The organism is Streptosporangium sp. NBC_01755, from assembly GCF_035917995.1.
GTDB lineage: Bacteria > Actinomycetota > Actinomycetes > Streptosporangiales > Streptosporangiaceae > Streptosporangium.
This window is the reverse complement of the sequence record NZ_CP109131.1, coordinates 3,165,346-3,188,455: the sequence shown is the minus strand read 5'-3', so window position 1 is coordinate 3,188,455 and position 23,110 is coordinate 3,165,346. Positions and strand designations below refer to the sequence as shown.

Annotated in this window: 20 protein-coding genes; 7 read left to right on the top strand and 13 right to left on the bottom strand. The window is 68.5% G+C overall.

Annotated elements, in window-relative coordinates:
• Positions 1-4 precede the first annotated feature (4 nt).
• Positions 5-1,012 carry a CoA transferase gene (locus tag OG884_RS14595; protein ID WP_326645887.1) on the bottom strand — a complete coding sequence of 336 codons (1,008 nt, stop codon included), beginning with the start codon at positions 1,010-1,012 and terminating at the stop codon, positions 5-7.
• Between the two features lie 307 nt (positions 1,013-1,319).
• Complete coding sequence (locus OG884_RS14590) at positions 1,320-1,826, bottom strand: DoxX family protein (protein WP_326645886.1); 507 nt, start codon at positions 1,824-1,826, stop codon at positions 1,320-1,322.
• Here OG884_RS14590 and OG884_RS14585 point away from each other — a divergent pair.
• The gene (locus OG884_RS14585) at positions 1,768-2,517 is read left to right on the top strand and encodes a type ISP restriction/modification enzyme (protein WP_326645885.1); all 750 of its coding nucleotides are present in this window, start codon (positions 1,768-1,770) and stop codon (positions 2,515-2,517) included. The genes OG884_RS14590 and OG884_RS14585 overlap by 59 nt on opposite strands.
• Positions 2,518-3,466: 949 nt before the next feature.
• Here OG884_RS14585 and OG884_RS14580 read toward each other — a convergent pair.
• Both OG884_RS14580 and OG884_RS14575 read right to left on the bottom strand, forming a co-directional pair.
• A complete protein-coding gene (locus tag OG884_RS14580) occupies positions 3,467-3,667 on the bottom strand; it encodes a DUF397 domain-containing protein (protein WP_326645884.1) in 201 nt (66 codons plus the stop codon).
• Positions 3,654-4,610 (bottom strand): helix-turn-helix domain-containing protein, encoded by a 957-nt coding sequence (locus tag OG884_RS14575; protein ID WP_326645883.1) that lies wholly within the window; start codon positions 4,608-4,610, stop codon positions 3,654-3,656. The genes OG884_RS14580 and OG884_RS14575 overlap by 14 nt, the downstream gene beginning before the upstream one ends.
• Between OG884_RS14575 and OG884_RS14570 the strand changes: the two genes are divergently transcribed.
• The 6 genes from OG884_RS14570 to OG884_RS14545 all read left to right on the top strand — a co-directional run bounded on the left by OG884_RS14570 (position 4,597) and on the right by OG884_RS14545 (position 11,810).
• Positions 4,597-4,950: a hypothetical protein gene (locus OG884_RS14570; protein ID WP_326645882.1), complete on the top strand. Its 354-nt coding sequence runs from the start codon at positions 4,597-4,599 to the stop codon at positions 4,948-4,950. The two genes, OG884_RS14575 and OG884_RS14570, sit on opposite strands and share 14 nt — an antisense overlap.
• Positions 4,951-5,293: 343 nt before the next feature.
• Complete coding sequence (locus tag OG884_RS14565; RefSeq protein WP_326645881.1) at positions 5,294-6,880, top strand: hypothetical protein; 1,587 nt, start codon at positions 5,294-5,296, stop codon at positions 6,878-6,880.
• 383 nt (positions 6,881-7,263) lie between these two features.
• Positions 7,264-8,136 carry a glucose-1-phosphate thymidylyltransferase RfbA gene (gene rfbA / locus OG884_RS14560; RefSeq protein WP_326645880.1) on the top strand — a complete coding sequence of 291 codons (873 nt, stop codon included), beginning with the start codon at positions 7,264-7,266 and terminating at the stop codon, positions 8,134-8,136.
• Positions 8,137-8,215: 79 nt separating this feature from the next.
• Positions 8,216-9,364: a class I adenylate-forming enzyme family protein gene (locus OG884_RS14555; RefSeq protein WP_326645879.1), complete on the top strand. Its 1,149-nt coding sequence runs from the start codon at positions 8,216-8,218 to the stop codon at positions 9,362-9,364.
• A complete protein-coding gene (locus OG884_RS14550) occupies positions 9,361-10,884 on the top strand; it encodes an aromatic amino acid ammonia-lyase (RefSeq protein ID WP_326645878.1) in 1,524 nt (507 codons plus the stop codon). Before OG884_RS14555 ends, OG884_RS14550 begins: the two co-directional genes overlap by 4 nt.
• Positions 10,881-11,810, top strand: a complete 930-nt coding sequence (locus tag OG884_RS14545) for an SAM-dependent methyltransferase (RefSeq protein WP_326645877.1) — start codon at positions 10,881-10,883, stop codon at positions 11,808-11,810. The genes OG884_RS14550 and OG884_RS14545 overlap by 4 nt, the downstream gene beginning before the upstream one ends.
• Before the next feature lie 45 nt (positions 11,811-11,855).
• Here OG884_RS14545 and OG884_RS14540 read toward each other — a convergent pair whose 3' ends face one another.
• From OG884_RS14540 to OG884_RS14500, 9 genes are read right to left on the bottom strand one after another with little or no spacing between them, the layout of a single operon-like run.
• Positions 11,856-13,109: an activator-dependent family glycosyltransferase gene (locus OG884_RS14540; protein WP_326645876.1), complete on the bottom strand. Its 1,254-nt coding sequence runs from the start codon at positions 13,107-13,109 to the stop codon at positions 11,856-11,858.
• A 9-nt stretch (positions 13,110-13,118) separates the two neighbouring features.
• Positions 13,119-14,357, bottom strand: a complete 1,239-nt coding sequence (locus OG884_RS14535) for an activator-dependent family glycosyltransferase (protein ID WP_326645875.1) — start codon at positions 14,355-14,357, stop codon at positions 13,119-13,121.
• Between the two features lie 9 nt (positions 14,358-14,366).
• Positions 14,367-15,623, bottom strand: a complete 1,257-nt coding sequence (locus OG884_RS14530) for an activator-dependent family glycosyltransferase (RefSeq protein ID WP_326645874.1) — start codon at positions 15,621-15,623, stop codon at positions 14,367-14,369.
• Between the two features lie 4 nt (positions 15,624-15,627).
• Positions 15,628-16,917, bottom strand: a complete 1,290-nt coding sequence (locus tag OG884_RS14525) for an activator-dependent family glycosyltransferase (RefSeq protein ID WP_326645873.1) — start codon at positions 16,915-16,917, stop codon at positions 15,628-15,630.
• Between the two features lie 5 nt (positions 16,918-16,922).
• On the bottom strand, positions 16,923-18,218 hold the full coding sequence (locus tag OG884_RS14520) for an activator-dependent family glycosyltransferase (RefSeq protein WP_326645872.1): 1,296 nt from the start codon (positions 18,216-18,218) through the stop codon (positions 16,923-16,925).
• Positions 18,219-18,227: 9 nt separating this feature from the next.
• The gene (locus OG884_RS14515; protein ID WP_326645871.1) at positions 18,228-19,487 is read right to left on the bottom strand and encodes an activator-dependent family glycosyltransferase; all 1,260 of its coding nucleotides are present in this window, start codon (positions 19,485-19,487) and stop codon (positions 18,228-18,230) included.
• A 20-nt stretch (positions 19,488-19,507) separates the two neighbouring features.
• The gene (locus OG884_RS14510) at positions 19,508-20,785 is read right to left on the bottom strand and encodes an activator-dependent family glycosyltransferase (protein ID WP_326645870.1); all 1,278 of its coding nucleotides are present in this window, start codon (positions 20,783-20,785) and stop codon (positions 19,508-19,510) included.
• 9 nt (positions 20,786-20,794) lie between these two features.
• On the bottom strand, positions 20,795-22,060 hold the full coding sequence (locus OG884_RS14505; protein ID WP_326645869.1) for an activator-dependent family glycosyltransferase: 1,266 nt from the start codon (positions 22,058-22,060) through the stop codon (positions 20,795-20,797).
• A gap of 10 nt (positions 22,061-22,070) precedes the next feature.
• Positions 22,071-23,063: an NAD-dependent epimerase/dehydratase gene (locus OG884_RS14500; protein ID WP_326645868.1), complete on the bottom strand. Its 993-nt coding sequence runs from the start codon at positions 23,061-23,063 to the stop codon at positions 22,071-22,073.
• Positions 23,064-23,110 lie beyond the last annotated feature (47 nt).

The window sequence follows — 23,110 nt, the reverse complement described above, 5'->3', positions numbered from 1 at the left end:
CCGCTCACAGGCCCGCCGGCCGGGTACCGATCACCTTCTCCTCGGCCAGGACCCGGATCTCGTCCTCGCTCATCCCGAGGATGCCGGTGAGGATCTCCTCGTTGTGCTGGCCCAGCAGGGGCGCCGGGGTGCGGAACCACGGCTCGGTGACACTGGCGAGGCGGAACGGCAGCCCGGCGGTCAGGAACTCCCCGGTCGTCGGATGTGCCGACGGCTCCCAGAACCCGCGGGCGGTGAGTTGCGCGTCGGTCAGCAGGTCGGCCGCGGGACTCACCCGCGCGGTGGCGACCCCGGCCGCCCGGAGCCGGTCCACCGCGTCACCCACCTCGACGTGTGCGATCCACGAGTCGATCGCCTCGTCCAGTTCGTCGGCCGACGCCCGCCGGCCCGGTTCGTGGGCGAGGTCGGCGCGGCCGGCCAGATCCTCCCGGCCCAGCAGCCGCGCGAGCGCGGGCCAGGCGTCGTCGTCGAGCAGGGCCAGGGCCACCCACTCGTCGTCCCCGGCGCAGCGGTAGACCCCCTGCGGGCCGGCGCCCGGGCCGCGGTTGCCGTCGCGCCGCAGCTCCCGGCCGTTGACGCTCGCCTCCAGGAGTGCCTCGGCCGCGACGTTGAGCGCGGCCTCGACCATCGTCGACTCGACCTGCATGCCTACCCCTGTGGCGTCGCGTACCTCGAAGGCGGCGATCGAGGCGAACGCGGCGTGCAGCCCGGCGAGCTGGCCGCCCGCGTTCATGTCCCGGACCCGCTCGTCGACGTTGAAGCAGCCGGGCCGCATCTCGTCGTAGCTGCTGGCGTCGATGTTGTACATCTCGCGCGGCTTGCCGGCCACCGCGTTGAGGCCCATGTTCCGGCCGCGCAGGTCACCGTAGTACCACTGCTGGACCCCGTTCTCCTCGATGATCACCCGAAGAGCCTGGTCCTTGTACCGCTCCGGGACATGGGCGTGGAACATGTCCGCGGGTTCGGCGATGTGGTCGTCGACACTGATCAGGATCAGATCGTCCTTGTTCATTTCAACCTCCGTTGGCTGGTCCTGCCTGGCAGGACGGATGAGGGGATGCGGTCCGGACCCTCTTTTCGGGGACGAGTTTTCGGGCGCGAGCCGGGATCGATCGAGAAGCGCGAGCGGGATGAGCCGTCGCGACGAGGCGGGACGGTCGAGGCGGGACGGGGTGGTCGAAGCGGGACGGGCGGGGCGGTCGAGGCGAGGCGGGGCGGGGCGGTCGAAGCGGGACGAGGCGGGGCGAGGCGGGGCGAGGCGGGGCGGTCGAAGCGGGGCGAGGCGGGGCGAGGCGGGGCGAGGCGGGGCGGTCGAGGGCTCAGGCCCGTTCCCGTACCGGCCGCCACGTGGCGAGGAGCAGGACGGCCGCGCCACCCACGCCGACGAGAAGGGCGACCGCCAGCCCGGCCCATCCGTCGGCGAGGGCGTCGATTCCCAGCACCGCGTCGAGCGAGACTCCGCCCGGACCGGCGAGGGCGATTGCGAGGCAGGGCACCGCGAGCAGCAGCACGTACTCGTAGCCGTCCTTGAACACGAAGAAGCCGTTGCGGGCGTGGGCGGTGAGCCCGGCGACGACCGCGACACCGACCAGCACGCCGGCCGCCACCGGTGTCAGCAGTCCCAGCGTGAGCGCCGCGCCCGCCACGACCTCCACCGCGACCGACATGACGGCCTGCAGCCTGGGATGGCGCATGCCCAGGCCCGCGAACCAGCGGGCCGTTCCGGAGAGCTTCCCGCCGCCGAAGGCGTGGTTGAGACCGTGCACGATGAAGATCACTCCAACCGCGACACGGACGAGGAGGACGGCGCCGTCCGTCGATCCCATGCGGATCCCCTTTCCTCGGGTCCGGCCGGCTCAGTCGCTGGCCGGGAGCGGCTTGGCAGTCCTCCCTCGAATCCCCAAGGTGCGCAACTTCCGTGGCTACGCCGAGGCCGGACGGAAGCTTGCCGACCTGCACATCCACTATGAGCAGGCCGAGCCATACAAGGGCATCGTGGAGAAGGTCTCCGGCAATGCGGCCACCTCGCCTCACGAGCTGTACCACGTCGAGAAGATGAAGATCCCCAAGACAAAGGGGAAGGCGGACCGCTCGACCATCGTCTACAACAACCGGATGACCCTTACCAACATCCCGGAAGAGGCGTACCGCTACCAGCTCGGTGCCCGCTCCGCGATTGAGTGGATCATCGACCGGTACCAGATAAAGGTCGACAAGGACTCCGGCATCATCAACGACCCCAACGACTGGTCCGACGACCCGCGCTACGTCATCGACCTTCTCAAGCGAATCGTGACGGTCAGCCTGGAAACGATGAAGATCGTGGACCACCTCCCACCCCTGGGTATTTTGGAGTGGTCACTCATCCGCGAACCAGCACAACGTAGGAGTAGCCTCGCTCCGGCCCTCCCGCAGCCTGGGTGTGCTCGGGGTCTCATGGCAATAAAAAACAGAGTGCTCCTGGCGTTCCAGGAGCACTCTGTGTCAAGCGGTCGTGCATCACTTACGGTTTCATGATGGACGATTCTTCTGCCGACGTGGGGGAGGGATAATCAACCGTTCCTCTCCCGCACTGTCATCGGTTTCAGAGGTATCTTCGGAGTTGCGGAAGGTCAGCTCGATGCCAAAGATTGGACTCTTGACTGCGACTTTCTCAACATTGCACTCGTTCCCCTTGGACATTAGTCCTCGGATACCCATAAACGAGAGCACGATGATTAGGCCTAAGAAAAGGGCTCCAAGAAAGGGACTGCTGACCAATATGTTGGCCAGTGTCCCCATGGCTTCTAGCTAACCTTGTTCAGGCTCGCGATTTTCACCGACACCTGCCCTTTCGTTGGTTGAGCCTATCTAGGGGCAAGGGTGACGTCGCTTTTAACGTCTCTGCTGTCTGTTCTTTGTGTGGGCTCACAAAACCAGAGCAGCAGGCGCAGTCCGCTTGAAAAGCTCACGCTCGGTCAACACCGAGACGTTTACTAGCCGGAGGCGGTCCGTCTGGACCGTCTGAGGATGGACCGAGAGCCCCGACTCTCAGGCCGTCTTCAGGCGGACCAGACAGATAAGAAACGCTCACCCAACGCCTTCAAGGAAGACGCCCTGCCTGGCCGTCTGAAGGTGACCCAAGGAACAGAAGGTTGGGTCACCTTCAGACGGCCAGGCAAGGACCCCAGTCTAGCAACTCAGAACGTCCGGCCAGATTCTCTTAATGGCAGCTCTAATAATGCCTTTTAATGCAAGCCTAAAATGAAGCCGGTCGTGCGGCCTTTTGCCTGGGAACGCGATGCCTCCGAAGCCTGGGAACGCTCTCCGCGAGGCCAAGAGGCACTTCGTCCATAGCTGCGAGTTGCGGGACGAAGGTCCTGGCTGCTGCGTTGTTCCCTGGCTCGCGATCACGAGGAGGGCTTGTGCGGCCGCACGGCCAGACGGCCTTCCGGGCGGTTCTGGTCGTGCGGCACTTGTGGCCGGGTCAGATCTCTTCGCTGCGGATGCCTGTCAGGAAGTTGTTCCAGGCTGTGGGGGAGAAGGCCAGCGCGGGGCCGGCTGGGTCCTTGCTGTCGCGTACGGCGATGATGCCCGGCAGGTTGGTGGCTACCTCGACGCAGTCGTTGCCAGTACCCGAGTAGCTGCTCTTGCGGAACTCGGCGTCGGACAGGTTAGGGGAGATCATGCTCACTCCTCACCGCGACGAGGAAGGCCGCGGATTCCTTGGGGGACAGGGACGCGCCAGCGAGGCGCTCGAACGTCAGAATAAGTCGCCGTACCTGATCGGCCGCTTCTACATACACATCACCCGCCGGTCCTTCCACATACCCAACATCAGGATCAGTTGGCTCAGTGAATTCCAGGATGGAGAAAGCTCCTTCCAGGCCCCGGTGGAGTCCTGTGAGGTACGGAAGGACCTGGATCACGATGTTGTCCTGGCCGGTAAGATCCAAGATCGCGTCTATCTGCTGGACCATGACACCGGGGGCGGAGGACCTTCGTAGTACGGCCTCGTCGATCACTGTATGGAGCGTCGGGGCCGAGTCGTTCATCAGCGCGAGCTTTCGGGCCATCCTCGCGGATACGCGACGGTCCAGCTCTGATTCACTCAGGTCGGGAAGCCCGTGCCGGAACAGCTCGCGTGTGTACGCCTCGGTCTGGAGCAGGCCGGGCACCAACAGCGGCTGCCACGTACGGATGCATGATGACTCTGTCTCCATGCCGACGTAGCTGCCGGTGAAAACATCGCTGTATGCGGTCCACCAGCCACGTTGGCTGGCGTCCTTGCAGAGTTGGATCAGACTCGCTTTCGTCGCGGAGTCCGCACCGTAGAGATCACAAGCATCTGCGACATCTGTCGGGCTTGTTGCGATGCGAGCATTTTCGATTCGGTTGACCTTCGGTCTGCTCCAGCCGAGTTGTGTCGCAGCCGCTTCCGGTATGAGACCTGCTGCTTCACGGAGTCGTCGCAGCTTACGGCCTAGGCGGCGGTGACGGACCGTAGGGCTTCTCATGGTCATGGCGTCCAGTGAGGTGGGAGGGACGAAAAAATATCTGAGAACTCTTGCCGCGGTGCACAGTACAAGCGCATGATGGCTCAACAGCTCCACTACTGTGAGTGAGAACATGATGACACTGGATCACCGCTCCGCCTTGCGGATTGACTCGATTGTGATCGCAGAGGCTCTATCGCAGCTTTGCGGTCTGTGTGTCTCCGGGGTCACTTTGCCGGGTGAGCTCAGGCGGCAATGCAAAGGTTCCAGGGCTGACAACGAGGTTGACGAATCCAAGATCGCACAAGACTCGCGTGGCGCTCGCGCCATTGCCACCTGGCCCACCCCGGAACCGCTGATCATCTGTGACCGGACCATCGAGGGCCTGAAGGCCCAGATGCGCGAGGCCGAGATGACCGCGCTCCTGCACCGCTGGGCGCTCACCTCCGGCTCGGCCAGTATCGGCCACTTCTGATGAGCGGGCACGGCGGCCCCATCCCTTCCCCGGTCCGGGGCCGTCGTGCCGTCGAAGACGTACCGCGTGAGGGTGAAACGCGGTGCGTGACGCGGGCGGGCCGCCCACCCGGCCCGACCGCGTCATTCCTTGGCGGCCTGGCGCAGCGATACGGGCGTGCCGACCCTGCCCTGCAGGGGAGTTGAGGCAAAAAGAAAGGGGCAGTGGCCACGAATGGCGAGTGCCCCTCCAAGTCTGCTAGCGACACTAACACGCTCAGTAGCGATCCGCTACGGTACTCCATGTGCATCAGTCGTCACTTGAGGTGTCTGGCGAGTCGTACGCACGCCATGTTCTCGCACGTATGATCGATTACTTTACGGATGAGGGCACTCCGTGGGCACGCAGGCTCTGGGACATCGGGTCCCTGCTGGCATTGGAAGAACTGTGGGAAGCAGGGATCTGGCAAGCGCAGGGAGTTCTTTCCTCTGCTGCTTGTGACTGGCAACGTGCTGAGCTGCGGATACTCATCGGTCCGGACCGAGGGTTGGGCGAGCGCGAGCTACGTAAGGAAATCACCGGCCTGCTCAGTGGTCCGCTGCCCGACCCGAGCCCGGCGCGTCGGCGGCTGCGCGAGATCATAGATCATGCCCGCTCGGGGTACCTGGAGCGTTGGGCCACTGCCGTCGCCTTGTCGGATCGACCTGGGCCAGAGCGGTTCTCCCGTAGCATCGCCGCACATTTACTGGACCTGGGATACAGTGCGAGTTATTTGCTGGCATGGGCCAAAGAGCTTTACTCGAAGCGTGTGAATACCGGCACTATCGCCGAAAGCGCCGCCGGTCTCGCGCAAGCCAAACCGATTTCGTTTGATGTGCTGGTCGCTCTGTCGGGACTGCCGCAGCGTGAACTCGCCGAGTCGTTGGAGAACTGGCTGTCCAAGGGGAAAGTGATCTCGTGGTTGCAGGAACACGGGCACGACACGGCAGCTGTGCGACCAGGTGGAGGCTTCTCGTACCGTTTCACCGCACTTGACGCTTACGGGGCGGCCGAGCAGGCCAGGCAGATGGTCGAGCGAATGGTTGCCCGCTCGTCGTTTCTCCGTCGCAATAGGGGAGGGATCGACCCACTACCGTTCATCTGGGTGGCTGGGCATCCGAAACCGATTCCCTTCACACCGCCGGCACGGGGTGCCGATGTTTTGACCCTTGTCAATGAGGGACATCTGTACCGGGTAGACGGTTCCCGCAGCCGCATTGACGATGCTCTGGAGTTGGCAGCGCCCATTAACCAAGGCCCGCTTGGCCCGGCTGTGGCCGGTGCCTGGGCTGCCGTTGAAGCGCTGCTTTCGCACCCCGACGACCCTCAGGAGGCGGAGCGGTCTGGCAAGGCCGTCGCTGCTGACCGTCTTGCGGCGATCATTGCTTGTTCCTGGCCGAGAGCCGAACTCACTGCTCTGGCCCATCACCACAAGCCGCGACAGGCTGATGGCCTCGCTCGACGAATCTCTGGCTGTGCGACGAACCAGGAAAGGGCTCGGTGCATCGCCGAGGCCCTGCACATGTCCGGTACCGCAGCACTGGATTTTACGGGTGCTCGGACCAAGCACAGTGACAGCCCAGCTGCAGAGCGGATGGTCGCCCTGCTGGCGGATCCCCGCCGAGTACTGGGCGAGGTCATGGGCACGTACCGCATTACACTGCGCCGCCTGTATCGCACCCGTAACATCGTGCTGCATGGCGGTGCGATGCAGGGAGTAGCTCTGCACGCTTCTCTACGTACCGCTGCTCCCTTGATCGGTGCTGGCTTGGACCGGATCGTGCACGCGGACCAGGCGGAGCAACTCGCCCCCCTGGATCTCGCAGCTCGTGCGGAGGTCGCTTTAAAACTTGTGGGAGGCGAGACCGGGCTGTCCATCGTCGATCTTCTTGAAACGGCGCAGGTCTATTAGAGGGCATAGGCTCGGTTTGGCATCTACCGGGTGGGCGACGATGCTTCTCGTACACCACATGGGCGGATATGACCGGGCACGAGCACGTCGGGTCCGTGCCGGACGGCGGTCGGCCCCGGTGATCCGTTCGGACGAGCGCGCGGAGCGGATTCGTGACATCTTCTTATCTCTTGCGGGAAATCCCTTGTGTGAATCGGATACAACTGTCACCGCCGGTCCGCGGCTTTCCGGAACGATGTGGTTGACAGCGAACCCGTCAACACGATAAATGGCATCGCCATTCCTCGTGAAGGGACGCGACTGGGCCGGACGCTTGGCCGGCGGGCGAAACTCTGATTACTCTGGCGCTGCCATTCATCCCGAAATCGAGGAGAGGAAGGGTGATGAAGGGAATCGTTCTCGCCGGCGGTAGCGGTACGCGTATGTACCCCCTGACATTGGCTACGTCCAAGCAGCTGCTGGCCATCTACGACAAGCCAATGGTTTATTACCCGCTTTCCGTGCTCATGCTGGCCGGCATGCGGGACATCCTGGTGATCTCAACGCCTTCGAGTCTCCCCGCGCTGCACAACCTGCTGGGCGACGGGTCGCATCTGGGGCTGGACATCTCCTACGCCGAGCAGGCGGAGCCGCGAGGAATCGCCGAGGCGTTCATCATCGGCGCGGACTACATCGGCAACGACCAGACGGCGCTCATCCTGGGGGACAACGTCTTCCACGGCGCGGGCTTCCCGCGGATCCTGCGGGCCTGTCGCACCAGGTTGAACGGTTGCACGATGTTCGGATACCCGGTGTCGGACCCGGAGCGGTACGGCATCGGCGAGGTCGACGGCAGCGGTGCGCTGGTGTCGATCGAGGAGAAACCGCTCCGCCCGCGCTCGAACGACGCGATCACCGGGCTTTACTTCTACGACAACGACGTCGTGGAGATCGCCCGGGATCTGGTGCCCTCGCCGCGCGGCGAGTTGGAGATCACGGACGTCAACCAGACGTACCTGAAGCAGGGGCGGGCACACCTGGTCCGGCTCGGGCGGGGTTTCACCTGGCTCGACGCCGGCACGCACGACTCGATTTTGGCCGCGAGCCAGTACGTGCAGGTCATCGAGAAACGCCAGGGCGTCCGGGTGGCCTGCCTGGAGGAGATCGCGGTGCGCATGGGATACATCGACGCGGACGCCTGCCATCGGCTCGGCGCCGAGATGAAGAATTCGGAATACGGCCAGTACCTCATGGAAATCGCCCAGTCGCTCGGCTGAGCAGTACTGTCCCGCCAGCGGGACAGCAAATCCGATTCTTTCGTCTCTCTTTCCGCATGCCCGGGGTAAAGGAGTGGCCATGGATTATGCCGAGCTGAGCCCGGCCGAATTGCTTTCCCTTGAATTCAGCGCGCCGGCGATGACCGACAGGGCCTGGCAGGTGCGCTGGGATCTCGCCGACCGCGATCCGGGGGAACTGGTGCTCGGCATCCTGCCGCCGACCATTGATTTTCACACCTCGGGGAGTACGGGTCCGAGCCGGTGCTGGCGGCGGTTGCGGGAGAACGTCTGGCTGGAGGCGGGCATGCTCGCCGAGCTGATCGAACCGGAGAAGCCGGAGGCGGTCATCTCCTGCGTGCCCCCGACCCACCTGTACGGGGCGCTGGCGAGTGTGCTGATACCCGCTCATCTCCGGCTGCCGGTCTGGTACAAACCGACGTTCTACGGTGTCATGCCGCCGATCGAGCAGCGGCGGGTCGTGGTGGTGGCGACACCGTGGATCTTCACGTTGCTGTTGCAGCACATGAAGTGGGTCCGCGAGATGGAGCACATCACCGTGCTGTACGGCGGCGCGATGCTCCCCGCGACGGCCGGGGAGTTCCTCGCCGCGGCGGGTCCGGACCGGGCGCTCATCGTGGAGGTGCTGGGCTCCACCGAGGCGGGCGGCATCGCGACCCGGCGCTGGCGGGAGGGCGAACCTCCCCCCTGGACCCTCTTCCGCGACGTGTCCTTCGCCGAGCCCGCCGGGCCGGAGTCCGCCGGGCCGGAGGACGACGGGGAGATAGCGCTCGTGATCCGCAGTCCCCGGCTGGCGTTCCGGCCGGACGAGCGGCCACCGCCGCTCTGGGAGGCGGACGACCACGTCCAGCCGCTGGACGAGCGGACGTTCCGGTTCGCCGGTCGCCGCACCCGGCTGGTCAAGGTGAACGGCCGCCGGATCAACCTCGACGAGGTCGAGCACGCGCTGCGCGCCGTGCTGGACTGCGAGGACCTCGCGGTCGTCCCCGTCGCCGACCGGATGATCGGCGAGCACGTCGACCTGCTGGTCGTGCTGAAGCCGGGCACGGAGCTGGCCGACCTCGACCTGTCCACCGCGTTCGACCGGATCGGGGTCCGCCCGAAACGCGTGCACGCGGTGCCCAGGATCGAGCGGTCCGCGCTGGGCAAGGTACGGCACCTTCAGACATCACCCACCACTGAGGCAACCGAAGCAGAGGTAGCAACGTGACACTGACCGCCGAGATGACGAGCAGCGAGACGACCGGTGCGGCGTACCTGGCGGAGATCGCCAGGAGCGCCTCCTGGGAGGGCCGGGTCGATCCGTGCGACGACGCCGACATCGCCAGGATGGAGGCCAGCGCGGCGACCGTCGCGAAGCATCTGGCCGCCGACCAGCCCATCTACGGCCTTACCCAGGGATTCGGCCCGCTCGTCACGTACGCCGCGGAGTCGGAGATGGAGCAGGGCAGCTCGCTGATCTCGCACCTGGGCACCGGCCAGGGCAGGCCGCTGAGCCCGGAGGTGTCCAGGCTCATCTTCTGGCTGCGCCTCAACAGCATGCGCCGGGGGTTCTCGGCGGTCTCGCCGGAGTTCTGGCAGACCCTGGCCGACCTGTGGAACGCCGGTTTCACCCCGGTGATCCCCCGGGACGGCACGGTCAGCGCGAGCGGGGACCTGCAGCCGCTGGCACACGCGGCACTGACGTTCACCGGATTCGGCGAGGCGTGGATGCGTGGCGCCGACGGCGACTGGGAGACGAGGCCCGCCAGGGAGGCGCTCGCGGCGCTGGGCGCCGAGCCGTTCGAGTGGCCGGTCAGGGAGGCGCTCGCCTTCGTCAACGGCACCGGTGCGAGCCTGGCGGTGTCCATCCTCAACCACCAGTCGGCGCTGCGGCTGGTCCGGGCGGCGGCGATGCTGACCGGCCGGCTGGCCACCCTGCTGCGGGCCAACAGCGAGCACTACGCCGACGGCCACGCGTTCGCCCGCGGCCAGCTCGGGCAGCTCACCGCGGCCAGGTGGATCAGGCGGGAACTGCCCGCGGGCCTGGTCCGGGACGAGCGGCGGCCGCTGCAGGAGCCGTACAGCCTGCGGTGCGCGCCGCAGGTGCTCGGCGCGGTGCTCGACCAGCTCACCTCGGCGGGTGACGTGCTGGCCAGGGAGGCGAGCGGTTGCCAGGACAACCCGATCGCCTACGAGGGCCAGATCCTGCACGGCGGCAACTTCCACGCCATGCCGGTCGGCCTCGCCTCCGACCAGATCGGGCTCTCCCTGCACATGGCCGCCTACCTGGCCGAGCGGCAGCTCGGCCTGCTGCTCAGCCCGGCCACCAACGGAGACCTGCCGCCCATGCTCACGCCGAGGGCCGGTCGGGGCTGCGGGCTGGCGGGCGTGCACATCAGTGCGACGTCGTTCGTCTCCCGGATCAGGCAGGTCGTCTACCCGGCCTCGCTGACCACGCTGCCGACCAACGGCTGGAACCAGGACCACGTCCCGATGGCGCTCAACGGGGCGAACTCGGTGTCGGACGGCCTGGAGCTGGGCTGGCTGACCATCGGCTCGCTGGCCCTGGGGGTGGCCCAGCTCGCGGTGATGGTCGGCGAGGAGCCCCAGGCCGACGAGATCTGGGCGGAGCTGGCCGAGATCTCCCCGCCGCTGGACGCCGACCGGCCGATGGCCCGGGAGGTGCGGGACGCCCGCGACCTGCTCGACCGGCACGCCGCCGCGGAGCTGGCCGGGAGCGGTGCATGAGTCTTGATCGGTTGCGGGCCGGCGCGCGCGACTTCACCGCCGCTCCCGAGTCGTTGACCACGCGCGACTTCCACCCGAGCGCGGGGAGCGTCAAGACGGTACAGGCGCCGTCCGCCAAGGAGGTCGGGGAGTTCTACGACCGGAACGGCCGGGTGCTCACCGACATCTTCGCGGGCAGCATGCACCTCGGGTACTGGCTGGGCCCGGACGACGACAGCGATCTGAAGGCGGCCACCGAGCGGCTGACCGAAATCATGATCATCAAGCTCCGGGTCGAAGCGGGCGACACGGTACTGGATCTCGGCTGCGGAACCGGCAAGCCCGCGGTGCGGCTCGCCAAGACGACCGGCGCGCGGGTGGTCGGCATCTCGGTCAGTACGGAGGACGTCGCGCAGGCCACCGCGCTGGCCCAGGCGGAGGGGGTGGCCGACCTGGTCGACTTCCGGGTCGCCGACGCGATGGACCTCCCGTTCGAGGCCGGTTCCTTCGACGCCGTGCTCGCCCTGGGCTCCATCCTGCACATCCTCGACCGGACGCACGTGCTGAAGCAGGTCGCCCGAGTCCTGCGGCCCGGCGGCCGGCTGGTCCTCACCGACGCCATCAAGCGGGGGAACGAGGAGGAGGACGAGATGGCGGTGGCCATCCTGACCGAGGTGCTGGACGCCTGGCGGCAGGCGTCGCCGGTGCGCGCCAGCGACTACTGGCGGTTCGGGCGCGGCGCCGGTCTGGTCATCGACGAGATCACCGACATCACCGAGCACACGAAGTACACGTACCGGAAGATCTACGCGGAGATGGACGCGTACGGTGAGCTGCCCCCCGACATGGTCCGCATCCACGACCACGGCGAGGGCGTGGACTGGGTGGAGGTGGAGAACGGGCCGCAGCCCGACGGGATGCTGATCGTGGTCGCGCACCGGCCGTGACGGCAGGGAAGGACCCCGGGGCACCACTTCCCCGGGGTCCTTTCCCTATGGGCGGTACTTGGCGACGAGCTCTTCCAGCTGCGGGACGAGCTCGTTGGGCGTGGGCAGATCGTGCATCTCGTCCCGGAGGTCCTCGGCACGCTTCCGGAACGCCGGTTCGTCCAGCAGCCGGAGCAGGGCCTCCCGGACGGCCTGCCCGGTCCCGAGGGCGGAGGGGATGGCCAGCCCGGCGCCGTGTTCGGTCAGCGTCCTGCCCAGCAGCGGCCCCTCGAAGTGGTACGGCAGGGCGAGCTGCTGCACCCCGTGCAGCGCGACCGTGCTCAGCGTGCCCGCCCCGCCGTGGTGGATGACCGCCGAGCAGGTGGGCACGAGCGCGTGCAGCGGCACGTACGACACCAGGCGGGCGTTGGCGGGGACGCGGGCGAGCTTCTTCTGCTCGGCCTCGGCGATGGTGGCGACGACCTCGATGTCCAGGTCGGCCAGCGAGTCCAGGATGTCCTGCACGTTGGCGGCGTAGCCGGAGAACACGTCGGTGGCGGTCGTGCCGAGGGTGAGGGCGACGCGCGGCTTCTCGGGCGGTGCCCACAGCCACTTCGGGACGGCGGCGGGGCCGCCGTAGGCGACGTAGCGCATGTGCACGTTGTGCAGGCCGGCGGCCGTCACGCCGATCGGCGGGGGGAGCTGGTGGATGGTGAACTGGCCGGTGACCATGTCCTCGGTGAACTCGAAGCCGTACTTGCGGCCGTAGCCGGCGAGCCACTCGCCGAGCGGGTCGATCGGCGTCTCCTGGAGCCGGAGGAAGTGCTCCCGCGTGGCGCCGAAGACGTCCGCGCTCCACAGCAGGCGGGCGTGCGCGGCGCCACAGGCCTTGGCGGCGATGCTCCCGGCGGAGGTGAAGGGCTCCCAGATGATCAGGTCGGGCCGCCACTCGCGGGCGAAGTTCACCAGGCCGGCGATCAGCGGGAAGTTGTGCGGCTTCTGCTCGTACTGAACCGTGCCGCGATAGGCCTCCGTCATGGACTCTCCGGTGGCATCCGTCGGATCCTCGGCGACCGCCCAGGGCATGGGCAGTCCGCCGCGTGCCTGTTCGAGCAGCGCCGGGTCCAGTTTCACGTCCCACCAGAAGTCGGCGTCGCGGCCGACGGGGACGGCGGTCAGCCCGGCCTGGGTGATGACATCGGCGAAGGAGGGCTGGCTGGCGACGCGGACCTCGTGCCCGGCGGTGCGCAGCGCCCAGGCCAGCGGCACCGATGGCAGGAAGATCGTTTTCTCGGGAATAGTGACAAACAGGACACGCATCGTGTCTCCTCAGCGGTGTTTCGCGGTGAGCTCTTCGAGCCGGGGGACGAGGTCGTTGGGGCTCGGCATCGCGTGGATCTCGTCGCGCAGGTCGGCGGCGCGCCCAGCGAAGGCGGGTTCGTCCAGCAGCCGGAGCACCCCGTCGCGGACGGTCACGTCGGGACCCACCTGCAGCGCGCAGCCCTGGGCCGCGAGCCCGCGCGCGATGATCGGCTCGTCGAAGTGGTAGCCCATGGTGAGCTGGGGGACCGCGTACAGGGCACTGTTGAGCACGGTGCCGACACCGCCGTGGTTGACGATCGCCGAGCAGGTCGGCATCAGCGCGTGCAGCGGCACGTACGACACCAGCCGGGCGTTGTCGGGGACGGCGCCCAGCTTCTCCCGCGCCGAGTCGGCGATGGTGGCCACCACCTCGATGTCGAGGTCGGCCAGTGAGTCGAGGATGCCGCGCACGTCGGCGGTGTATCCGGCGAACATGCCGGTGGCGGTGAGTCCGAAGCTGAGGGCGACGCGGGGCCGTTCCCGGGGAACCTGAAGCCACTTCGGCACCGTGGCGGCGCCGCCGTAGGGGACGTGGCGTATCGGCAGGTAGTCCAGGTCGGCCCGGATGCTCAGCGAGTCGGGTAGCAGGTCGACGGTGAAGTCGCCGGTGACCATGTCCTCGGTGAACTCGAAGCCGTACTTGCGGCCGTAGGCGCCCATCCAGTCCGCCACCGGGTCCTCGTCCCCCTTGAACTCCAGGAACCGCTCCCTGGCCACCCCGAAGACGTCGGCGCCGAACAGCATGCGGGCGTGCGCGGCACCGCAGGCCTTGGCGGCGATCGGCGCGGCGTAACAGAACGACGACCAGACGATGAGGTCGGGCTTCCACTGCCGGGCGAAGTCGGCCATGCCCGCGACCATCGAGAAGCTCTCCGCCCGATCCCCCTCGGCCATGTCCCGGCATGCCTGCAGCATGGTCTCCCAGGTGTAGCGATCGGGGTCCTCGGCCACGTCGTACGGCGCGGGCAGCCCGATCCGGACCTCCTCGAACTGGTCGCTCGTCATGCCGTACCACTGGAAGAGCCGCACGGTGTCGACGTCGCGGCCGACGGGGACGGCGGTCAGCCCGGCCTGGGTGATGACGTCGGCGAAGGAGGGCTGGCCGGCGACGCGGACCTCGTGCCCGGCGGTGCGCAGCGCCCAGGCCAGCGGCACCATGGGCAGGAAGATCGTCTTTTCCGGGACGGTGGCGAACAGGATGCGCATCGTGTCTCCTCAGCGGTGTTTCGCGGTGAGCTCTTCGAGCCGGGGGACGAGCTCGTTGGGGCTCGGCATCGCGTGGATCTCGTCACGGAGGTCGGCGGCGCGCTCGCGGAAGCCGGGTTCGCCGAGCAATCGCAGCACGTTCTCCCTGACGACCGCGCCGCTCGCCCGATCGGCCACGACGACCAGCGCCGCGCCCTGGTCGGCGACCTGCCGGGCGAACAGCGGTCCGTCGAAGTCCCACGGCATGGCGAGCTGGGGGACCGCGTTCCTGGCGGTGGTGAGCACGGTGCCGAAGCCGCCGTGGCTGATGACCACCGAGCAGGTCGGCGCCAGCGCGTGCAGCGGCACATAGGAGACGAGGCGGGCGTTGGCGGGGACGCGGTCGAGTTTGTCCTGCTCGGTCGCGGCGATGGTGGCGACGACCTCGATGTCCAGATCGGCCAGCGCGTCGAGGATCTCCTGCACGCTGACCGAGTAGCCCGCCTGGTGATCGGTGAGGCTCAGGCCCATCGTCAGGGCGACCCGCGGGCGTTCGGGGGCGGTCCACAGCCATTTCGGCACGACGGCAGGTCCGCCGTAGGGGACGTACCGCATGGGGACGTAGTCGAGGTCGGCTCGCATGCTCAGCGAGGCGGGCAACTGGTCGACGGTGAAGTGGCCGGTGATCATCTCCTCGTCGAACGCGAAACCGTGCTTGCGGCCGTAGCCTTCCAGCCAGTCGCGGAGCGGGTCGGCCCGCTCGTCGCCGAGCCGCAGGAAACGGTCCCGGGTGAGGCCGAAGATGTCCAGACTCCACGGCAGCCGGGCGTGGGCGGCGCCGCAGGCCTTGGCGGCGATGGGCCCGGCGAAGGTGAGCGGCTCCCAGATGACGAGGTCGGGCCGCCAGTGCCGCGCGAAGTCCACCAGCCCGGCGATGATCGGCAGACAGGCCGGCCGGTGCCACGACTGCTGCACCCCGGCGTACCCCGTGGTCAGATACTCCCGAGTGGCCTTCGCCGGAAACTCGGCGACATCGTATGGCGTGGGAAGGCCGTAGGCGGGCTCCCAGGACCAGTCCGGGATGCGGTGGTCGCGGGCGAGCAGTTGCCACAGGTCGGCGTCGCGGCCGACGGGGACGGCGGTGAGCCCGGCCTGGGTGATGATGTCGGCGAAGGAGGGCTGGCCGGCGACGCGGACCTCGTGGCCCGCGGTGCGCAGCGCCCACGCCAGCGGGACCATGGCCAGCAGGTGCGCCTTCTCCGGGTTGGCGGCGAACAGTACGCGCATGACGTCATCTCCCGCCGAGCATGGCGGGTCGCCGGTGCGACGCCACCCGCTCTTCGAGCTGGACCGCCATCTCGTTCGGGGTCGGCATCGCCAACATCTCCTCGCGCAACAGGTCCGCGCTCCGGCGGAACCGGGATTCGTTCAGCAGCCGCAGCAGTCGTTCCCGGAGGAGCACGCCGATGGCCTGGTTGCTGTGGACGGCGAGACCGGCGCCCTGGGCGGCGATCCGCCTGGCCAGGGTGGGGCCGTCGTTGTCCCACGGGATGATCAGCTGCGGGACCGCGTTCAGCGCGGTGGTGGCCAGGGTGCCGAATCCGGCGTGGTGTATCACGGCATCGCAGGTGGGGACGAGGTCTGCCAGCGGTACGAACGGAACGAGCCGGGCGTTCTCCGGGATCGAGGCGAGTTTCCGCTGCTCCGCCTCCGGGACGGTGGCGACGAGCTCGATGTCCAGATCGGCCAGCGAGTCCAGGATGTCCTGCAGGTCGAACCAGTAACCCGCTCCGCGGTCGGCGCCGCTGAGCCCCATCGTCAGCGCGACCCTGGGACGTTCGGGCCGCTTCCACAGCCACGACGGCATGACCGCCGCGCCGCTGTAGGGCACGTAACGCATCGGCAGGTAGTCCAGGTCGGCGTCCATCCGCAGGGAACGCGGCAGCAGGGTGATCGTGAACTGGCCGGTGACGAGGTCCTCGCCGAACTCGAAGCCGTGCTTGCGGGCATAGGGGGACAGCCAGTCGGCGAGCGCGTCGGCCCGCTCCCCGGGCGGCTGCTGCTCCTTGAGCCGCAGATAGTGTTCGCGGGTCACCCCGAGAGTGTCCACGCTGAACAGCAGGCGGGCGTGCGCGGCGCCGCAGGTCTCGGCGGCGATCGCGCCGGCGTAGGTGGTGGGTTCCCAGATCACCAGGTCGGGCTGCCAGCTCTGGGCGAACCTCACCAGATCAGCGATCAACGGGACGTTGCTCATCTTGTGCCAGCGGCCGACCTGGATGTCGTAGCCGTCCTTGAGATAGCTCCAGGTGATCTCCCGCGGATGCCACTCGGCCGCGTCGTACGGGATGGGCAGCCCGCTGACCCCCGACCCGATCCAGGTGAGGTTCCGGCCCATGAGCTGCCACAGGTCGGCGTCGCGGCCGACGGGGACGGCGGTGAGCCCGGCCTGGGTGATGATGTCGGTGAAGACGGGCTGGCTGGCGACGCGGACCTCGTGGCCCGCGGTGCGCAGCGCCCACGCCAGCGGCGCCATGCTCAGGAAGTGTGTCTTCTCCGGGTAGGTGACGAACAGGACGCGCATCGGCGTCACCGGGTCCCGCTGTGCTCGGCGACGAGTTCGAGGAGTCGCGGGACGAACTCGTTCGGGGTGGGCATGGCGAGGAACTCCTCGCGCAACCGGTCGGCGCCCTGGCGGAAGGCCGGCTCGTTCAGCAGCCGCAGCAGGTTCTCACGGACCACCGGGCCGGTCGCCTTGGTGGCGTGCACGGCCAGCCCGGCGCCCCGCGCGGCCAGCCGCTCGGCCAGGGCCGGCTGGTCGACGTCCCACGGCAACGCGAGCTGGGGCAGCCCCTGCAGGGCGGTGGAGGCGAGGGTGCCCACTCCGGCGTGATGGATGATGGCCGAGCAGGTGGGCAGCAACGCCTGAAGCGGTACGTAGGGCACCATCTTGATGTTGTCGGGAACCCGGTCGAGCTTGGCCTGTTCCTCCTCCACGATCGTGGCGATGACCTCGATGTCGAGGTCGCCCAGGGCGTCGAAGAGGTCCTGCACGTCGACGGGGTAACCGACGTCGCGGTCGGTGACGGTGAGCCCCATGGTGATGGCGACGCGGGTGCGCTCGGGCTGAGTCCACAGCCATTTCGGGACGACGGCGGCGCCGCCGTACTGGGTGTACCGGAGCGGGGCGTACTTCAGGTCGGCCCGCATCCGCAGCGAGGGCGGCAGCATGTCGATGGTGAACTGGCCGGTGATCATGTCCTCGTCGAACTCGAAGCCGTACTTGCGGGCGTAGCCGCCCAGCCAGTCGGCCATCGGGTCGGCGCGGTCCTCGACGGGGCGCTCGGCCCGCAGGCGCAGGAAGTGGTCCCTGGTGATGCCGTAGACGTCCGCGCCGATCAGCAGGCGGGCGTGCGCGGCGCCGCAGGCCTTGGCCGCGATCGCGCCGGCGTAGGTGGTGGGTTCCCAGATCACCAGGTCGGGCTGCCAGCTCTGGGCGAACTCCACCAGACTGTTGATCATCGGGGTGTTGCTCTGCTTGTGCCACTGGTGGATCTGCAGCTTGTACCCGTCGTGCAGGTAGTCCCAGGTGACATCCTCGGCCGGCCACTCCGCCGCGGCGTACGGCGTGGGCCAGCCCACCTCCTTGCTGCCGGTCCACTCCTTCTTCGCGTCGGCCATCTCCTTGAGGCGGCCGAGGTACTGCCACAGGTCGCGGTCGGTGCCGATGGGCACCGCCGTCAGCCCGGCCTGGGTGACCACGTGGGCGAACTTGGGCTGGACCGCGACGCGTACCTCGTGACCCGCGGTGCGCAGCGCCCAGGCCAGTGGAGCCAGCAGCAGGAAGTGTGTCCGCTCGGGATACGTCGTGAACAGGATGCGCATCGTGTCTCCTCAGCGGTGTTTCGCGGTGAGCTCTTCCAGCTGGGGGACGAGCTGGTTGGGGGAGGGCAGGGCGTGGATCTCGTCGCGCAGGTCGTGGGCGCGGTGGCGGAAGGAGGGTTCGGTCAGTAGCCGGAGCAGGTTTTCGCGGACGGCGGGGCCGGTGGCCTGGCTGGTGTGCAGTTCGAGTCCGGCGCCGTGGTCGGCGAGTTTGCGGGCCAGGATGGGCTGGTCGTAGTGGTAGTGCAGGGACAGGTGCGGGATGGGGTGGAGGGCGGCGGTGGCCAGGGTGGCGGCGCCGGCGTGGTGGATGACGGCCGAGCAGGTGGGGGTCAGGGCGTGCATGGGCACGTAGGGGACCAGGCGGGCGTTGTCGGGGACGCGGGCCAGTTTTTTCTGTTCGGATTCGGCGACGGTGGCGACGAGTTCGATGTCGAGGTCGGCGAGGTGGTCGAGGATGTCCTGGACGTTGACGGTGTAGCCGTTGTAGACCTCGGTCGCGCTCAGGCCCATGGTGAGGGCGACGCGGGGCTTCTCCGGTGGTGCCCACAGCCATTTGGGCACGATCGCCGGGCCGCCGTAGGGGACGTAGCGCATGCGCAGGTAGTCCAGGTCCGGGGCCTCGACCTGGAGGCTGGCGGGGAACTGGTCGATGGTGAAGTGGCCGGTGAGCATGTCCTCGCCGAAGTCGAAGCCGTACTTGCGGGCGTAGCCGCCCAGCCAGTCGGCGAGCGGGTCGGCCCGCTCCTCGGGGGGTTGGGCGGCGTTGAGCCGCCGGTAGATCTGGCGGACGCCGCCGTAGACGTCGACGCCGTACAGCAGGCGGGCGTGCGCGGCGCCGCAGGCCTTGGCCGCGATCGGCGCCGCCAGGGCGAGCGGTTCCCAGATGACCAGGTCGGGCTCCCAATGCCGGGCGAACCTCACCAGATCCGCGATCATCGGAAAGTTCCCGTAGCGGTGCCAGAAGCCCGTCGCCTCGGCCAGCCCGGGTTTGAGGTACTCCCAGGTGGCCTTCGCCGGATCGTCGAAGGCGTCGTACGGGGCCGGGATGCCCGGTCGTTCCGCTTCGAGCTCCTCCTGCTCCCGCGTCATCCGCAGGTCGCGATCGTGTCCGACGGGGACGGCGGTCAGGCCGGCCTGGGTGATGACGTCGGCGAAGGCGGGCTGGCTGGCGACGCGGACCTCGTGGCCCGCGGTGCGCAGCGCCCACGCCAGCGGAGCCATGTACAGGAAGACGGTTTTCTCGGGGGTCAGTACGAACAGAACACGCATGTCGGCTCCTCTCTCGTCTGTCAACGGGTGGCGGAACGATGCTTGGCTGTGAGTTCTTCGAGCCGGGGGACGAGCTGGTTGGGGGAGGGCAGCGCGAGGATCTCGTCGCGCAGGCCCATGGCGCGTTCACCGAACGCGGGCTCGTCGAGCAGGCGCAGTACGGCGGCTCGGACGCTCTCCCCGGTGGCCTGGTCGGCGAGGATCGCCAGTGATCCGCCCTGTGCGGCGGCGCGGCGGGCCAGTTCGGGCTCGTCGAAGTCCCACGGCACGGCGAGCTGGGGGACCGCGTGCAGGGCGCTGGTCAGGAAGGTGCCGGGTCCGGCGTGGCTGATGATCGCGTCGCAGGTGGGGGCCAGCGCGTGCAGCGGCACGTAGGACACCACCCGGGTGTTGCCGGGGACACGGGTCAGTTTCTTCTGCTCGGACTCGGCGATGGTGGCGACGACCTCCATGTCCAGGTCGGCCAGTGCGTCGAGGATGTCCGGCACGTTGGCGGCGTACCCGGCGAAACGGTCGGTCGCGGTGGTACCCAGGGTGAGGGCGACGCGGCGGCGTTCCCTGGGGGTCCACAGCCATTTCGGGACGACGGCGGCGCCGCCGTAGGGGACGTAGCGCATCGGCAGGTAGTCCAGGTTGGCGTGCATGCTCAACGAGGCCGGCAGGTGGTGAATGGTGAACTGGCCGGTGAAGAGGTTCTCGGTGTAGTCGAACCCGTACTTGCCGCCGTAGGAGCCCAGCCAGTCGGCCATCGGGTCGGCGCGCTCCTCGGCGGGCCGTTCGGCCTTCAGGCGCAGGTAGTGCTCGCGGGCGACGCCGAAGACGTCGACGCTCCACACCAGGCGGGCGTGCGCGGCGCCGCAGGCCTCGGCGGCGATCGCCCCGGCGTAGGTGTTCGGCTCCCAGATGACCAGGTCGGGCTGCCAGCTGCGGGCGAACTCGGTCAGACCGGCGATCAGCGGGAAGTTGTCCAGCCGATGCCACTGCTCCAGCAGGTTCTCGTAACCGGCCCGCATCGTCTCGAAGTCGAGGTCCGCCGGGTCCAGCACCGCCGCGTCGTACGGCGCGGGCAGCCCGGCCCGCTCCGCCTCGACCTGCTCGGGGTTGCGTTCCGCCATCCGCCAGGTCACCGGATTACGGCCGACCGGGACGGCGGTCAGACCGGCCTGGGTGACGGTGCCGGCGAACTCGGGCTGGACCGCGACGCGTACCTCGTGACCCGCGGTCCGCAGCGCCCAGGCCAGCGGAACCATCGCGTGGAAGATGGTCTTGTCCGGATAGGTGGTGAGCAGGATGCGCATCGTGTCTCCTCAGCGGTGTTTCGCGGTGAGCTCTTCCAGCTGGGGGACGAGCTGGTTGGGGGAGGGCAGGGCGTGGATCTCGTCGCGCAGGTCGTGGGCGCGGTGGCGGAAGGAGGGTTCGGTCAGTAGCCGGAGCAGGTTTTCGCGGACGGCGGGGCCGGTGGCCTGGCTGGTGTGCAGTTCGAGTCCGGCGCCGTGGTCGGCGAGTTTGCGGGCCAGGATGGGCTGGTCGTAGTGGTAGTGCAGGGACAGGTGCGGGATGGGGTGGAGGGCGGCGGTGGCCAGGGTGGCGGCGCCGGCGTGGTGGATGACGGCCGAGCAGGTGGGGGTCAGGGCGTGCATGGGCACGTAGGGGACCAGGCGGGCGTTGTCGGGGACGCGGGCCAGTTTCCTCTGCTCGGATTCGGCGACGGTGGCGACGAGTTCGATGTCGAGGTCGGCGAGGTGGTCGAGGATGTCCTGGACGTTGACGGTGTAGCCGTTGTAGAGCTCGGTCGCGCTCAGGCCCATGGTGAGGGCGACGCGGGGCTTCTCCGGTGGTGCCCACAGCCATTTGGGCACGATCGCCGGGCCGCCGTAGGGGACGTAGCGCATGCGCAGGTAGTCCAGGTCCGGGGCCTCGACCTGGAGGCTGGCGGGGAACTGGTCGATGGTGAAGTGGCCGGTGAGCATGTCCTCGCCGAAGTCGAAGCCGTACTTGCGGGCGTAGCCGCCCAGCCAGTCGGCGAGCGGGTCGGCCCGCTCCTCGGGGGGTTGGGCGGCGTTGAGCCGCCGGTAGATCTGGCGGACGCCGCCGTAGACGTCGATGCCGTTGAGCAGGCGGGCGTGCGCGGCGCCGCAGGCCTTGGCTGCGATCGGCGCGGCGAAGGTCAGCGGTTCCCAGATGACCAGGTCGGGCTCCCAATGCCGGGCGAACTCCACCAGATCCGTGATGATCGGGAAGTTGCTCACCCGGTGCCAGCCCTGCACGGCCTTGACCAGCCCGGGTTTGAGGTACTCCCAGGTGGCTTTCGCCGGATCGTCGAAGACGTCGTACGGCGCCATGATGCCCACGCGCAGCGCGTCGAGCGCCTCCTGCCGATTCTCCGTGATCCGCCACGAGCTGCGGTCGTTGCCCAGCGGAACCGCGGTGAGCCCGGCCTGGGTGATCACCTTGGCGAACGCGGGCTGGCTGGCGACGCGGACCTCGTGGCCCGCGGTGCGCAGCGCCCACGCCAGCGGCACGTGGTACTGGAAGATGCTCTTCTCCGGATTCACGGCGAACAGGACGCGCATGGCTCTCCTCTCAGAATTCTCTGGCGATGGCGGCGGCGACGCCGTCCAGGCCCTCGAACAACGGCACCCTCGGAGCCCAGCCGGTGGCGTCCTGGAACGCGGCCGGGTCGAGTACGAAATCCAGCACGTCCGTCGGCATGGAGTGGTCCGCGGGCGGGACCGAGACGACCGGGACCGGCGGTCGTCCCGAGCGGGTGGCGACGGTCTTGGAGATCATCGCGAACAGGTCGGCGACGCTGGTCGCCTGCCCCGTCCCGACCAGCCAGTGCCGGCCGGAGACCACTTCGGCCTGGTCCAGCGCGGTGACGAACGCGGTGGCCGCGTCGTCGACGCAGAGCAGGTCCCGCTTGACGGAGCCGTCGTGCCACATGGTGAGCGGTTGGTCGGCGAACGCCCGGCGCATCATGGCCGCGACCACGCCCCGGTCCAGGGCGGTGGGATCGGTGCCCCGGCTGTAGAGGGTCGCCAGCCGCAGCGTGCTGCCCCGGATCAGCCCTTCGGCGCAGGCGGCCTCGATCGCGCGTTCGGCGGCCAGTTTCTGCCGGTCGTACGCCGTCAGCGGCTCGTCCGGCTGGCTGCCGTCGATCCGCGCCGACAACGAGCGCCCCGCCTGCGAGACCGAGCCGGCGAACACCACCGTCGGGGGCCGGTCCGGCCGTTGCGCCCGGACCGCGTCGACGAGGTCGTGCACCAGGCCCAGGTTGACCCGCTCCGCGGCGGGGTCGACCGCGGCGGCCCGCCACGTGCTCGCGTTTCCCCTGTGCGCGACCAGGTGAATCACCGCGTCGGCGCCGTCGACCGCGGCGGCGAGGGCGTCGCCGTGGGTCAGGTCGGCGATGCGCACCTCGACGTCGGCGCGCGATCCGGACGGGACGGAAGTGGGGCGGCGCCCGACCAGCCGGAGCCGGACCGGCCTGACCGCCAGCTCGCGGGCGACGGCCGTGCCCAGCAGGCCCGAGGCACCGAGTACGGTGATCAGCGGTTTCGCGGCCGTGGTGGCCATGTGTTCTCCTTCACGTTGCCGGAGCGGATCGCGACGCGGGGACGGGG

Excerpts from the sequence above, each read along its gene's own strand:
- OG884_RS14595 (WP_326645887.1), bottom strand. The coding sequence starts at position 1,012 with ATGAACAAGGACGATCTGATCCTGATCAGTGTCGACGACCACATCGCC.
- OG884_RS14585 (WP_326645885.1), top strand. The coding sequence starts at position 1,768 with ATGAAGATCACTCCAACCGCGACACGGACGAGGAGGACGGCGCCGTCC.
- OG884_RS14590 (WP_326645886.1), bottom strand. The coding sequence starts at position 1,826 with ATGGGATCGACGGACGGCGCCGTCCTCCTCGTCCGTGTCGCGGTTGGA.
- OG884_RS14580 (WP_326645884.1), bottom strand. The coding sequence starts at position 3,667 with ATGATCTCCCCTAACCTGTCCGACGCCGAGTTCCGCAAGAGCAGCTAC.
- OG884_RS14575 (WP_326645883.1), bottom strand. The coding sequence starts at position 4,610 with ATGTTCTCACTCACAGTAGTGGAGCTGTTGAGCCATCATGCGCTTGTA.
- OG884_RS14565 (WP_326645881.1), top strand. The coding sequence starts at position 5,294 with ATGATCGATTACTTTACGGATGAGGGCACTCCGTGGGCACGCAGGCTC.
- rfbA (WP_326645880.1), top strand. The coding sequence starts at position 7,264 with ATGAAGGGAATCGTTCTCGCCGGCGGTAGCGGTACGCGTATGTACCCC.
- OG884_RS14555 (WP_326645879.1), top strand. The coding sequence starts at position 8,216 with ATGGATTATGCCGAGCTGAGCCCGGCCGAATTGCTTTCCCTTGAATTC.
- OG884_RS14545 (WP_326645877.1), top strand. The coding sequence starts at position 10,881 with ATGAGTCTTGATCGGTTGCGGGCCGGCGCGCGCGACTTCACCGCCGCT.
- OG884_RS14540 (WP_326645876.1), bottom strand. The coding sequence starts at position 13,109 with ATGCGTGTCCTGTTTGTCACTATTCCCGAGAAAACGATCTTCCTGCCA.
- OG884_RS14535 (WP_326645875.1), bottom strand. The coding sequence starts at position 14,357 with ATGCGCATCCTGTTCGCCACCGTCCCGGAAAAGACGATCTTCCTGCCC.
- OG884_RS14530 (WP_326645874.1), bottom strand. The coding sequence starts at position 15,623 with ATGCGCGTACTGTTCGCCGCCAACCCGGAGAAGGCGCACCTGCTGGCC.
- OG884_RS14525 (WP_326645873.1), bottom strand. The coding sequence starts at position 16,917 with ATGCGCGTCCTGTTCGTCACCTACCCGGAGAAGACACACTTCCTGAGC.
- OG884_RS14520 (WP_326645872.1), bottom strand. The coding sequence starts at position 18,218 with ATGCGCATCCTGTTCACGACGTATCCCGAGCGGACACACTTCCTGCTG.
- OG884_RS14515 (WP_326645871.1), bottom strand. The coding sequence starts at position 19,487 with ATGCGTGTTCTGTTCGTACTGACCCCCGAGAAAACCGTCTTCCTGTAC.
- OG884_RS14510 (WP_326645870.1), bottom strand. The coding sequence starts at position 20,785 with ATGCGCATCCTGCTCACCACCTATCCGGACAAGACCATCTTCCACGCG.
- OG884_RS14505 (WP_326645869.1), bottom strand. The coding sequence starts at position 22,060 with ATGCGCGTCCTGTTCGCCGTGAATCCGGAGAAGAGCATCTTCCAGTAC.
- OG884_RS14500 (WP_326645868.1), bottom strand. The coding sequence starts at position 23,063 with ATGGCCACCACGGCCGCGAAACCGCTGATCACCGTACTCGGTGCCTCG.